Source organism: Mucilaginibacter sp. PAMC 26640 (assembly GCA_001596135.1).
Taxonomy (GTDB): domain Bacteria; phylum Bacteroidota; class Bacteroidia; order Sphingobacteriales; family Sphingobacteriaceae; genus Mucilaginibacter.
The window spans coordinates 1,863,358-1,876,392 of the sequence record CP014773.1; the positions used below are offsets into that span (position 1 = coordinate 1,863,358).

The following is a 13,035-nucleotide window of genomic DNA, read 5'->3' on the forward strand; positions in this document are numbered from 1 at the left end:
AGCCTGACTTTTCGAAATAAGTTTTATAAGTATCAAGTAGTTAGTATCAAGTAGCAAGATGGTATACCGTCTGTTCTGGATCCGAATAAACGCTTTTGTTTAAGCACCAAATACTTGCTACTTGATACTTGATACTAGCTGCTAAATACCAAATGGATATTAGAAAAGAATTAGAAAAACGCATCCTGGTTATTGATGGGGCGATGGGTACCATGATCCAACGGTATGAACTAACCGAGGAGGATTTCCGTGGCGAGCGTTTCCGTGATCATGCTTCAGACCTTAAAGGCAATAACGACTTACTGAATATCACCCGTCCTGATGTGATCAAGGCTATCCATGCAGAATACCTGGATGCCGGTGCCGATATCATCGAGACCAATACTTTCAGCACGCAAAAAATCTCCCTGGCGGATTATCACCTGGAAGAACTGGATTACGAATTAAGTTACGAAGGCGCCCGCATTGCCCGCGAAGTGGCGGACGAATACACTGCTAAAGACCCAAACAAGCCCCGCTTTGTAGCCGGTGCTGTTGGTCCTACCAACCGTACCGCATCTTTATCACCGGATGTAAACGACCCGGGGTACCGCGCAGTTACTTTTGATGATTTAGCCGATGCTTATTACGAGCAGGTACGCGGACTGGTTGATGGCGGTTCGGACGTGCTGCTGGTTGAAACCATATTTGATACCCTGAATGCGAAAGCAGCTTTGTTCGCTATCGACCGGTATAAACAAGAATGTAAGGCAGCAGGTAAAGATTACCTCGCCTTTCGTGATACCGGCGGCGTGATGATCTCCGGCACCATTACCGATGCTTCCGGCCGTACGCTTTCGGGCCAAACAGTGGAGGCCTTCTGGAATTCTATCAGCCATGCCAACCTGTTATCGGTTGGCTTGAATTGCGCTTTGGGTGCCAGGGAAATGCGCCCGCACCTGGAAGAACTTTCCGAGAAGGCTGGTGTATATATATCGGCTTATCCTAATGCGGGCTTACCCAATGAGTTTGGTGCTTATGATGAAACACCGCACGAAACCGCCCACCAGGTTGATGATTTCATCAAAGCCGGGTTGGTTAATATTGTAGGCGGCTGTTGTGGTACTACGCCGGATCATATCCAGTGTATTGCCGAAAAAGCCGCCAGATACAGTCCCCGGAAAAAACCGGAGATAGCGCCGTTTTTACGCCTCAGCGGACTGGAAGCCGTTACCCTTACCCCAGAAACAAACTTTGTTAATATAGGCGAGCGTACCAATATTACCGGGTCGCCAAAATTCTCCAAACTCATCCTGTCCGAAGATTACGAGGCTGCGCTCACCGTTGCACTGCAACAGGTAGAAGGCGGGGCGCAGGTCATCGATATTAACATGGATGAAGGGATGATCGATTCGGAAGCGGTGATGGTGAAATTCCTGAACCTGGTTGCCTCCGAGCCGGATATTGCCAAGTTGCCGATCATGGTGGATTCCAGCAAGTGGACGGTTATTGAAGCAGGTTTGAAATGTTTGCAGGGCAAGGGTATCGTTAACTCTATCTCGCTAAAAGAAGGCGAAGAGAAGTTTAAAGAATATGCCCGTAAGATCCTGAGCTATGGTGCTGCTACGGTAGTGATGGCCTTTGACGAAACCGGCCAGGCAGATTCATTGGAGCGCCGTAAAGAGATCTGTGAACGCAGTTACCGCATCCTGGTGGATGAGGTTGGCTTCCCGCCGCAGGATATCATTTTCGACCCGAACATCCTTACCGTTGCAACCGGTTTGGAAGAGCATAACAACTACGCGGTTGACTTTATTGATGCTACGCGCTGGATAAAAAATAACCTTCCCTACGCCAAAGTAAGCGGCGGGGTAAGTAATATCTCCTTCTCGTTCCGTGGTAATAACGTGGTGCGCGAGGCAATGCACTCCGCCTTTTTGTATCACGCCATCAAAGCCGGGCTGGATATGGGTATTGTGAACGCCGGGATGCTGGAAGTTTACGAGGAGATCCCTAAGGATTTATTAGCGCTTGTGGAAGATGTGTTGCTGAACCGCCGCGATGATGCTACCGAGCGTTTGGTTGAATTTGCAGATACCATTAAAAGTAAGGGCAAAGAGATTGTTCGGGATGAGGAATGGCGCAAGAACCCGGTGGAGCAGCGCTTATCGCACGCTTTGGTGAAAGGTATCATCGAATACCTGGATGACGATGTGGAAGAAGCCCGCCAGAAATTTGCCAAGCCACTGGAGGTGATAGAAGGCCCCTTGATGGATGGCATGAATGTAGTGGGCGACTTGTTTGGTGCCGGGAAGATGTTCTTGCCACAGGTAGTAAAATCTGCCCGCGTAATGAAGAAGGCGGTGGCCTACCTGCTGCCATTCATCGAACTGGAAAAACAGCGGGTGATAGATGCCGGGGAAGATAGCAGCGGCAGCCGTGCCAACGCCGGCAAGATCCTGATGGCCACCGTAAAAGGCGATGTACACGATATCGGCAAAAATATTGTTGGCGTGGTGCTAGCCTGTAACAACTTTGAGGTAATAGATCTTGGGGTGATGGTACCGGCGCAGCGCATTATAGAAGAAGCTAAAAAACACGATGTAGATATAATTGGCTTGAGCGGATTGATCACCCCATCACTGGATGAGATGGTGCACTTTGCCAAGGAGATGGAACGCCAGGAGTTTACCATACCGCTGATCATTGGCGGGGCAACTACTTCGCGTATCCACGCAGCCGTTAAGGTGGCGCCCAACTATTCGGGTGCTGCAATCCACGTATTGGATGCATCGCGCAGCGTAACTGTTTGCAGCAGTTTGATGAACCGCGATGGCCGCGATGCGTATATCCAGGGCATTAAGGACGAATATGCCAAGGCCCGCGAGGCGCATGCCAATAAAAAGAACGATAAGCGTTTTGTAAGTATAGAAGAGGCGCGGGGCGGCAAATTCCAGATCAGTCTGGATGGTGATATTGCACCAAAGCCTGCCATTATTGGCACAAAGGTTTTTGAAAGTTACCCGCTGGAAGAGCTGGTGCCATATATCGACTGGACGCCATTTTTCCATACCTGGGAGCTGCGCGGCAGTTATCCGAAGATATTCAACGATAAATACGTAGGCGAAGAAGCGAAAAAGCTATATGATGATGCACAGGTTTTATTGAAACGGGTGCTGGATAATAAACTGCTTACTGCAAGCGGCGTCATTGGTTTTTGGCCGGCCAACAGCGTGGGCGATGACATCGAAATATATACTGACGATACCCGCACTACACTGCTTACCCGCATCCATACGCTGCGCCAGCAGGCAGAGAAGGCTAAGAATGAGCCATATTATGCCCTATCGGATTTTATTGCACCGAAAGATAGCGGTATACCCGATTACTGGGGCGGCTTTGCCGTAACTACCGGGATAGGCTGTGATGAATTAGTAGCCGAATTTGAAGCCGACCATGATGATTATAACAGCATTATGGCCAAAGCAATTGCCGACCGTTTGGCAGAGGCATTTGCCGAAAAAATGCACGAACTGGTACGTAAAGAGTACTGGGGCTACAGCAAGGGCGAGCAGCTGGCTACCGAGGAGCTGATTAAAGAAGAATACCAGGGCATCCGCCCGGCACCGGGTTATCCCGCCTGCCCGGATCATACCGAAAAAACTACTTTGTTCGAAATCCTGAAGGCAGAGGATAATGCCCACATGCAATTGACAGAAAGCCTGGCCATGCTGCCGGCTGCTTCGGTAAGCGGGTTCTATTTTGCGCACCCGCAGGCGCGCTACTTCGGTCTGGGTAAGATCAGCAAAGACCAGGTGGAAGATTACGCAGTAAGAAAAAATATGAGTGTTGATACCGTAGAACGCTGGTTGGGGCCGAATTTGAATTATTAGGAGACAGTAGCAAGTAGTTAGTATCAAGTATCAAGACAAGAATTGTTCCCGGGGGATTAATTAGGAGAGCTTCGCTTGACACGTACAAATTGCGAAATTATATAACCAAGTATCAAGACAGGAAATGCATAATTTTAAGGAGTTAAAAGTATGGAAGGCTGGGATTGAAGTAAGCAAACTTACTTTTAATATCACCAGAAATTTCCCGTCTGAAGAACGGTATGGGCTGATATCCCAGATGACACGGTCAGCCGTTTCTATACCATCTAATATTGCCGAAGGTTGCGGACGAAAATCTAATAAAGAGTTATATCATTTTTTAAATATTTCTCTAGGCTCGGCATTTGAATTGGAAACGCAGTGTATAATTGCAAAAGAGTTTGGTTATATGCCTGAAATTCAACTTAACGAAATTACCGCACTACTATCCGAAATACAGAGAATGATCTATGGCTTGCAGAAAAGTCTAAATATATAATCAAGTCTTGATACTTAATACTAAATACTTGTGTCTGAAAGCCAACTTAACGAAATTACCGTACTACTATCCGAAATACAGAGAATGATCTATGGCTTGCAAAAAAGTCTAATTATATAATCAAGTCTTGATACTTAATACTAAATACTTGTGTCTGAAAGCCAACTTAACGAAATTACCGCACTACCGTCCGAAATACAGAGAATGATCTATGGCTTGCAAAAAAGTCTAATTATATAATCAAGTCTTGATACTTGATACTAAATACTTGCTACTATAATGAAGATTACAGAACATATCGCGAACGCCAACGGCAAAACACTTTTTTCATTTGAACTTATCCCGCCTTTAAAAGGCGAGAGTATCCAGGGGATCTATAACGCAATTGATCCGCTGATGGAGTTTAAACCGCCGTTTATTGATGTTACTTCCCTTCGGGAGGATTATATCTATAAACAACACGAAACCGGCTTGCTGGAGAAACTGGCTTATCGCAAGCGTCCGGGTACCATTGCCATTTGTGCTGCGATCATGAACAAGTACAAAGTAGATACCGTTCCGCACTTGCTTTGCGGCGGCTTTACTAAAGACGAAACAGAAAACGGCTTGATCGACCTGCAGTTTTTGGGAATAGAAAATGTATTGGTATTACGCGGCGATGCGCGACGGGGTGATTCGTCTTTTGTGCCTACACCCAACGGGCATTGTTATGCTACCGATCTGCTGCAGCAGGTATCCAATATGAATAAAGGGATTTACCTGCACGAGAACCATGAAGGGATTCTGAAAACTGATTTCTGTATCGGTGTAGCAGGTTATCCCGAAAAGCATTTTGAGGCACCAAACTTAAAAACAGACTTTAAATATCTAAAGCAAAAGGTGGATATGGGGGCAGGCTTCATTGTAACCCAGATGTTTTTTGATAATCAGAAGTACTTTGATTTTGTAAACAACTGCCGCGCCAATGGCATCAATGTGCCGATCATACCGGGACTGAAACCGATCACCACGTCAAAGCAGCTGGTCAACCTGTCAAAAACATTCCATATTGATATTCCCGAAGAACTGAGCGATGCCATCCAGGATTGTAAAGTAGAGAAGAATGTAAAAGATATCGGGATTGAGTGGATGATTAACCAGTGTAAAGAACTGGTGAAGTTCGGCGCGCCGGTACTGCACTTTTATACAATGGGTAATCCCGGCCCAACCAAGCGGATAGCTGAAGCTATATTTTAACGGGCAATGAAATGTCCAAATTGTTGTCCAGAACCATGAACGAGGAGGGTTTTCTGCACTAGTATCTCTTTGATGTTTTTGCGCAAAAGCATATCACAGAATAACTCTGATAGTCTCGCTTTTAACTGAACGACACAAGTATCAACGCAAAAAGCCGGTCCTTTACAGAGCCGGCTTTTTGCGTTAAATAGCAATTGACTTAAATGCCTGCTTTTTCTCCCTTTAATTTAGAAGCGATCACCAGCGCACGGTAGGCATTAACAATACCTCCTGTTTTTGATAGGGTTGTAAAATCAACTTTTTCTTTGGTGCCCGGTTTTAAAACCATCGTTCCCTTTAGCGGCGTAGCCGATTCAAGAATTACCTGCTTCAACTGTTTGGCGCTCAGGTTAGGGTAATACTCCAATACCAATGCAGCGATGCCAACCGTAATTGGCGAGGCAAAGCTGGTGCCATCGGCCGTGTTGAATTCAGCGTTGGTATCAACAGACGTAACCTTTACGCCCGGCGCAAAAACGTCCACGTTCTTTTTACCATAGTTGCTGAACGAGCCTGCCAGATTTTCATCGTTCTTTGCGGCAGAAGCACCTACGCTTATCACGTTATCTGCATCAGTTGCAGAGCCGTCGGCAAACAGATCATTCGGAAATTCAGGTTTTGCATCCACGTCCTGGTTATCATTACCTGATGCCTGGATCAGCAATACATCTTTAGATGCTGCATATTTAAAAGCTGCATCAACCCACTCTTTGTGCGGGGATAGTTTTTTACCAAAACTCATATTTACTACCCGGGCACCGTTATCAACTGCGTAGCGGATCGCATTGGCAATATCTTTATCATACTCGTCGCCATTGGGTACCGCTTTGATAGCCATAATGCGCACATTATCGGCCACGCCGTTAATGCCATAGTTGTTGTTACGTACTGCACCAATTAAACCCGCAACACCGGTACCGTGCGATGCATCGGCAAATTTTAAGATGTTGTTACCGTATGGTTTGCCGTCCTGTACATCGGGGTTATCACCTACTATGCGTTTGCGGGCATCCAGATCCGGGGTAACATCATTATTCAGCTTAGCCAGGTACTCGCTTAAGTCGGTAATTATTTTAGCATTGGTTGCGCCTCCGCCTTCCTGCCCAAATACCGATGTCCAAACATATTTGCTGCGGTTTAATGTGTCGTTACTGGTTTTGATCTTATCCAGATCTTTTGCGGTAAAAGAATCATCTGTTTTTAAGTTCAGGGCCCTTTTAATATAACCGCTGGTAGCCATTAAAGCACTCATGGCCGGCTGTAACTGCGCAATTTCTTCGGTAGATTTGCGCAGGGTTTCATCATGTGTAAGCTTTACTTTTTCCCAGTAAGCAAACTCTTTTTCCTGCCCGGCGGGGGCTGAGGTAAGGCTCATGTATTTGCCTTTGAGCTTATTGTACTCGCGGATCTCTTCGGTCGTTTCGGTATAATCACATTTGCCACCCGGGCCGCCAAGGAAATCCCAGCCATGCACATCATCTATATAACCGTTGTGGTCATCATCAATACCATTACCCGGGATCTCTTTTAAATTTACCCAGAGAACAGACTTCAGATCATTTTGGGCGGTATCTATACCGCTATCTATCGTAGCAACTACTACCGTTTTGCTTCTTTTACCGGCTACAAACTGGTAAGCCTGTTTACCGCTGATGCCGAAAAACCCATCGGTTTTAAGGTCCATCAGGTGCCACGCTTTAGGCGGCTCGGGGGTGGCAGCGGGGGCTACCTGCGCATAACTGTTAAAGCCTGAGAATAGTACAGCGCTGCACAGCACCGCGCCGGAAAAATAATTACCAAATTTGTGCATATAAAAATACGTGTTGTTTTAAATGTTAAAGATCAAACTTGATCCCTTGTGCCAAAGGCAACGTTTTTGAGTAGTTTATAGTATTGGTTTGGCGCCGCATGTACACTTTCCACGCATCCGAACCTGATTCGCGACCGCCGCCGGTTTCTTTTTCTCCACCAAATGCGCCGCCAATTTCTGCCCCGGATGTACCGATGTTCACATTGGCAATTCCGCAATCAGAACCAGCGTAAGATAAAAATGTTTCCGCCTCGCGCAGGTTATTGGTCATGATGGCCGATGATAGCCCCTGGGGTACGCCATTTTGCAGGTAAATGGCTTCTTCTATGGTTTTGTATTTGATGAGGTAAAGGATAGGGGCAAAGGTTTCATGCTGCACAATCTGGTAATGATTTTCTACTTCGGCAATGCAGGGTTTTACATAGCAGCCTGATGAGTAGGCGTCACCTTCCAGCTTGCCGCCTGCTACTACAAAATTACCGCCTTCGGCCTTGCATTTTTCTATCGAATCCAGGTACAATGCAACTGCGTCCTGGTCTATCAGCGGGCCCATGTGATTTTCCTCGTTCAGCGGGTCGCCGATCTTGATCTGTCCGTAAGCATTAACTAATTTCTGTTTAAATGCGTCGTAGACACTTTCGTGGATAATGAGCCTGCGTGTGCTGGTGCAGCGCTGCCCGGCGGTACCAACCGCCCCAAATACAGCGCCGATGAGCGACATATCCAGGTCGGCATTTTCTGTAATGATGATCGCGTTGTTCCCGCCAAGTTCCAGCAGGCTTTTACCTAAACGTGCGCCTACGGCTACGCTCACTGCTTTACCCATCCGGGTAGATCCTGTAGCAGAAATCAATGGTACGCGGGTGTCTGCCGCCATCAGTTCTCCAATCGCTCTGTCTCCAATTACCAGGCAGCTTACGCCTTCGTCAATATTATTCGCTTTAAAAACGGTTTGCGTAATATGCTGACAGGCAACGGCTGTTAAAGGCGTTTTTTCTGAGGGCTTCCAGATGCAAACATCGCCGCAAACCCAAGCCAGCATAGCGTTCCAGCTCCATACCGCAACAGGGAAGTTAAAGGCTGAAATAACGCCAACAATCCCAAGCGGATGATACTGCTCATACATGCGGTGTTCCGGGCGTTCACTGTGCATGGTCAGGCCGTATAACTGGCGGCTCAGGCCCACCGCAAAATCGCAGATATCGATCATTTCCTGTACTTCGCCGTACCCTTCCTGCAGGCTTTTGCCCATTTCGTAAGATACCAGGGCGCCAAGTTGCTTTTTGTTTGCCCGCAATTCGTCGCCAATCTGGCGTACAATCTCGCCGCGCTTAGGCGCGGGGACAGTGCGCCATGTTTTAAAAGCTTTCGCAGCGGTATCCACAACACGGTTATAGTCGGCAGCGGTGGCGAATTTTACGGCGGCTATCTTTTTTCCATCGGTAGGAGAAAAGATGTCTTTTACCTCAGCATCAGGGCTGCTACCCCAGTTACTGCCGGTGCTGAAGGCTTCGTTTATGTCGTTAATATGTAAATGATCCAGGATGTCGGAGATTATTACGCTCATAATTGGTACTTTTGTCAAAGTTAAAAATCTTTAGGGCAAATAAAATCACTACCCACCGCCTCCCGCTTCAATTGCTTTACATTTATTATCAGCCACTTGTCATTAAGGGTGTTAGTAATGTGTGTATGTTGAAAACTTATTTGCTTTAACGATTCTTATTATTGTAATTTGAACTCATAGCGTAAGCTTTAGGCGGTATGGACGTGCCTGAGGTGTATTATATGATGTTCTGCAAAAAAACTTGAATGGAAGAAGAATTTGAATTTGGTTTTACCGAAGATCCAAAGTTTTCGGTAGAACGATACGAAGAGATGATCCGCAATCATGATCAATACTTTTTTGATGCGCAGGCTTTTGAAAACATCATCGACTACTATATTGAAAAGAATGATCCGGCGAAAGCCCTGCAAGTTTCAGAGTACGCCCGTAATCAGCACCCATTTGCTGCTGTGTTTTTTATAAAGCAAGCGCAATTGCTGGTGGTAACCAACAGGTCATCAGAGGCCTTTGCCGCCTTGGATAAGGCCGCCATGCTGGAGGCAAGCGATGCAGACATTTACATTATCAGGGGCAACCTTTATGAAAGTATGGAACGCAACGCCGAAGCCCTGGAGAATTATGAAAAGGCACTTGGCCTTGCCGAAGAAACCGACGAGATTTTACTGCACATTGCCTACGTTTACCAAAACATGGGCGAGTATGATACTGCGATTACCTACCTTAAGCTGTGCCTTAAACAGAATATGGAGAATCAGGATGCCCTGTACGAACTGGCATTTTGTTACGATGTTTTGGATAACCAGCAGGAAAGTGTTCAGTTTTATCAGCAGTATATCGATAATGAGCCTTACAGTTACGCGGCCTGGTACAACCTGGGTAACGCGTACACCAAACTGAGCCTTTTTGAAAAAGCGATAGATGCTTACGATTATGCTATCCTGATCAAAGACAGTTTTGCATCTGCCTATTTTAACAAGGGTAATGCCCTGGTTAACCTGGAGAAGTATGCAGAGGCTATTGATGTTTACCGCGAAACCTTTGAGTACGAACAGCCCAATGCCGATACCTATTGCGCAATTGGCGAATGCTACGAGAAGCTGGAGCAGATGGATGAGGCGCGTTCGTTCTATAAAAAATCTGTTAAGATGGATCCTAAGCTGGCAGATGCCTGGTTTGGTATTGGTGTGACACTTGATTTTGAAGAACGCTATTTCGAGGCGCTGCATTTTTATAAAAAAGCACTGGATCTGGATATCGCCAACGCTGACTATTGGTTTGCAATTGCCGATGCCGAATACAAACTGGGCCACATGGACGAGTCTGAAGCGGCCTACGAAAAGGTGGTGGAACTCAACCCGCTCGATGTGGATGCCTGGCTGGATTACTCATCTATTTTATATGAGCAGCAGCGTTTGGAAACAGCGATTGAGATTATTTCATCGGCTATAAAAAACAACCCCGAAGCAGCAGAATTGTACTACCGTATGGTGGCCTATCTTTTTGCCAAAGGAGAATATAATGAGGCGCTAAGCTATTTGGAAGTCGCCCTAACTTCAGACCCCGAGAAGCATTTTATTCTATTTGATTACCTGCCCCAGCTGCAGGAAAATAAAGTGATCATCGATATTATTAACCGGTATACGAAGTAAATGTGCGAATGTGCACATTTAAAATGTGCAGATTTTAAATGTGCGGATGTGCAGATTTCAAATGTGCAGATGAGGAATCATCTGCACATTTTTTTTGCAGCTGTTCCAGTCAGTTGCACATCCGCACATCCGCACATCCGCACATCCGCAGCACATCTCCACATTTGTTTTCATCTTAACAAACCCTTAACATTTCGTTATTGGATATCTGCATATCAAAGCGGATATTTGCGGCATTAATACTTTTAGTTATAAGCTATAACCTGCTAAGATGAATTACGAGATAAAAGGCTTGCCGGAACGTACTGCTAAACCCAGGAATAAAGGGTTGACGATGGTGATGGATAAGGGCCTTAGCCTTCGCCAGGCGGAAGATTTTATTGAAATGGGTGCTGGTTATACCGACCTGGTTAAACTGGGCTGGGCCACGTCCTATGTTACGCCAAACCTGGATGCCAAGTTAAAGCTTTACAAAGATGCCGGCCTGCCGGTTTATTTTGGTGGTACGCTGTTTGAAGCGATGATCGTGCGGGGGCAGTTTGATGATTACCGACGCATCCTTGATAAATACCAGATGCAATATTGCGAGGTGTCTGACGGTAGTATTGAGATTGAGCATGAGGAGAAATGCGAATATATCCGTAAGCTGAGTAAGCAGATTACGGTGATATCTGAAGTAGGATCAAAAGACGTGCAGAAGATCTTTGCACCGTACAAATGGATCAAGCTGATGAATGCAGAGATAGAAGCCGGATCCTGGAAGGTAATTGCCGAAGCCCGCGAGAGTGGCAACGTTGGGATCTACCGCGATTCAGGGGAAGTAAGGCAGGGGCTGGTTGATGAGATCCTGACTCAGATCCCCGAGGAAACCATTATTTGGGAAGCCCCGCAAAAAGCACAACAGGTATGGTTTATCAAACTTATCGGTGCTAATGTAAGCCTGGGTAACATCGCCCCGGCGGATATCATCCCGCTGGAAACGCTTCGGTTAGGTATCCGGAGCGATACGTTTGAGCATTTTTTGAAGTAAAGGGTTTTTATAAGTTCGTGCCTCGAAATGACGCTTTTTTAAGTTGAAACAACGCTCCCTGCCATCTGTTACCTCAATAAACAACAGTAATCATGAGCGACCCAAAAGACAAATCGTCCTTAAATAATCCGCCGGGCATATCTGATGTGGATGCCGAACAGGATGTAATTACCAACAGCGAAGAAATTGTGAACCAGGAAGGCGTTGTTGCCGATACCGACGGCATTACCGAAACGTTTAGCGAATCTGAACCATCAACAGCCGTAAACGCAGCGCATACTTCATCAACCGAATCACAACCCGCGGGTGGCGATACCATTTCGGATGCCGATGTTGCGGGAGATGACAACATTATTTAAGCCGGAATAAATTACCAAAAGAGGCAGCCTGAATTTTAGACTGCCTCTTTTGCTTCTCGTAACCAGCTAATTACTTCTTATGCGAAAATAGCCACGGAATTAGCCCTGGTTCGTTAAAAGCATCGTCCCAGCTGTTGTGGCCGTCGTTGGGGTACACGGTATATTTTGGCTCGGCCCCCGCATCCTTCAGCGCAGCAACCATCACGTCTGAGTGATCTATCGGCACCACGTTATCCTTTCCGCCATGGAAGATCCACATCGGTACCTTTTTAGCGAAAACAGCCGCGTTATTGGTGTTATCGCCTCCGCAAATACTAAACGCCGCGGCAAAAACTTTTGGTTTGCGCCTCAACAGTTCAAACGTACCCATACCGCCCATAGAAAGGCCTCCCACATAAACCTGCTTTTTGTTTACAAAAGGCTTATCCAACATTTGATTTACCAGGCCCAGTAATGCACCCATGGCGCTGGTTGGTTCGCCGCCTTGCTGGAAATGGAAGGTTCGTTTACCGCCTGCTGTATCAATTTTTACATTGCTCCAATAGCTGCCGGCGGGGCATTGCGGGTAAACTACGATAGCCGGGTAATTTTGGCGAATCGTATCGTTAAGGAAAAGTTTGGGGCCGTAAGCCAGTTGTGCATTGTTATCCGTGCCCCGCTCACCGGAGCCATGCAGCACAAAGATCAATGCGTACTTCTGGGCGGGATCAAACTTTTTAGGGAACAGGATGCGGTAGGGCAGCGTATCTTTCCCGGAGATGAACGATCCCCTGTCGAACGCGCCATTAACTTGCGCTTGTGCAAAAACAGGAAATGCCAGGTGCAAGGCACCCAGCATTCCAATTACTAATATTTTTTTGAAGGTCATAGTGCCTGTGTTAAGATCGGTGAATAATTGGCTTGCATTCTAAACGTAAATAATTAAAAATCGATTTATGCAGGGCCAAATATATTTTACCGGCTTTAACCGTATCGCTCCAAAATAAAAGAGTTGA

At 46.4% G+C, this 13,035-nt stretch carries 9 protein-coding genes; 6 read left to right on the forward strand and 3 right to left on the reverse strand.

The genetic code is table 11. The annotated features are described in order from the left end of the window. Positions 1-152: 152 nt before the first annotated feature. The 3 genes from A0256_08020 to A0256_08030 all read left to right on the forward strand — a co-directional run bounded on the left by A0256_08020 (position 153) and on the right by A0256_08030 (position 5,586). Positions 153-3,872, forward strand: a complete 3,720-nt coding sequence (locus tag A0256_08020) for a methionine synthase (protein ID AMR31375.1) — start codon at positions 153-155, stop codon at positions 3,870-3,872. A gap of 124 nt (positions 3,873-3,996) precedes the next feature. Then, positions 3,997-4,350 (forward strand): four helix bundle protein, encoded by a 354-nt coding sequence (locus tag A0256_08025; protein AMR31376.1) that lies wholly within the window; start codon positions 3,997-3,999, stop codon positions 4,348-4,350. Between the two features lie 279 nt (positions 4,351-4,629). Then, a complete protein-coding gene (locus tag A0256_08030; GenBank protein ID AMR31377.1) occupies positions 4,630-5,586 on the forward strand; it encodes a methylenetetrahydrofolate reductase [NAD(P)H] in 957 nt (318 codons plus the stop codon). 199 nt (positions 5,587-5,785) lie between these two features. On the opposite strand, the gene A0256_08035 is transcribed toward A0256_08030, so the two are convergent. Together A0256_08035 and A0256_08040 are read right to left on the reverse strand one after the other, a co-directional pair. Next, the gene (locus tag A0256_08035) at positions 5,786-7,435 is read right to left on the reverse strand and encodes a hypothetical protein (protein AMR31378.1); all 1,650 of its coding nucleotides are present in this window, start codon (positions 7,433-7,435) and stop codon (positions 5,786-5,788) included. A 25-nt stretch (positions 7,436-7,460) separates the two neighbouring features. After that, positions 7,461-9,002 (reverse strand): aldehyde dehydrogenase, encoded by a 1,542-nt coding sequence (locus A0256_08040; protein ID AMR31379.1) that lies wholly within the window; start codon positions 9,000-9,002, stop codon positions 7,461-7,463. A 245-nt stretch (positions 9,003-9,247) separates the two neighbouring features. On the opposite strand from A0256_08040, the gene A0256_08045 reads away from it, so the two are divergent. The 3 genes from A0256_08045 (at position 9,248) to A0256_08055 (ending at position 12,040) form a co-directional block, all read left to right on the forward strand. Next, positions 9,248-10,651, forward strand: coding sequence for a hypothetical protein (locus A0256_08045; protein ID AMR31380.1), 1,404 nt, complete (start codon positions 9,248-9,250; stop codon positions 10,649-10,651). 271 nt (positions 10,652-10,922) lie between these two features. Beyond that, the gene (locus tag A0256_08050; GenBank protein AMR31381.1) at positions 10,923-11,681 is read left to right on the forward strand and encodes a phosphosulfolactate synthase; all 759 of its coding nucleotides are present in this window, start codon (positions 10,923-10,925) and stop codon (positions 11,679-11,681) included. A 92-nt stretch (positions 11,682-11,773) separates the two neighbouring features. Continuing rightward, positions 11,774-12,040, forward strand: a complete 267-nt coding sequence (locus tag A0256_08055) for a hypothetical protein (protein ID AMR31382.1) — start codon at positions 11,774-11,776, stop codon at positions 12,038-12,040. Positions 12,041-12,110: 70 nt separating this feature from the next. On the opposite strand, the gene A0256_08060 is transcribed toward A0256_08055, so the two are convergent. Then, on the reverse strand, positions 12,111-12,878 hold the full coding sequence (locus tag A0256_08060) for a phospholipase (GenBank protein ID AMR34474.1): 768 nt from the start codon (positions 12,876-12,878) through the stop codon (positions 12,111-12,113). Between the last annotated feature and the right edge of the window lie 157 nt (positions 12,879-13,035).

What these genes read in the sequence shown, in the direction of transcription:
- A0256_08020 (AMR31375.1), top strand. Translation starts at nt 153, where the DNA reads ATGGATATTAGAAAAGAATTAGAAAAACGCATCCTGGTTATTGATGGG.
- A0256_08025 (AMR31376.1), top strand. Translation starts at nt 3,997, where the DNA reads ATGCATAATTTTAAGGAGTTAAAAGTATGGAAGGCTGGGATTGAAGTA.
- A0256_08030 (AMR31377.1), top strand. Translation starts at nt 4,630, where the DNA reads ATGAAGATTACAGAACATATCGCGAACGCCAACGGCAAAACACTTTTT.
- A0256_08035 (AMR31378.1), bottom strand. Translation starts at nt 7,435, where the DNA reads ATGCACAAATTTGGTAATTATTTTTCCGGCGCGGTGCTGTGCAGCGCT.
- A0256_08040 (AMR31379.1), bottom strand. Translation starts at nt 9,002, where the DNA reads ATGAGCGTAATAATCTCCGACATCCTGGATCATTTACATATTAACGAC.
- A0256_08045 (AMR31380.1), top strand. Translation starts at nt 9,248, where the DNA reads ATGGAAGAAGAATTTGAATTTGGTTTTACCGAAGATCCAAAGTTTTCG.
- A0256_08050 (AMR31381.1), top strand. Translation starts at nt 10,923, where the DNA reads ATGAATTACGAGATAAAAGGCTTGCCGGAACGTACTGCTAAACCCAGG.
- A0256_08055 (AMR31382.1), top strand. Translation starts at nt 11,774, where the DNA reads ATGAGCGACCCAAAAGACAAATCGTCCTTAAATAATCCGCCGGGCATA.
- A0256_08060 (AMR34474.1), bottom strand. Translation starts at nt 12,878, where the DNA reads ATGCTGGGTGCCTTGCACCTGGCATTTCCTGTTTTTGCACAAGCGCAA.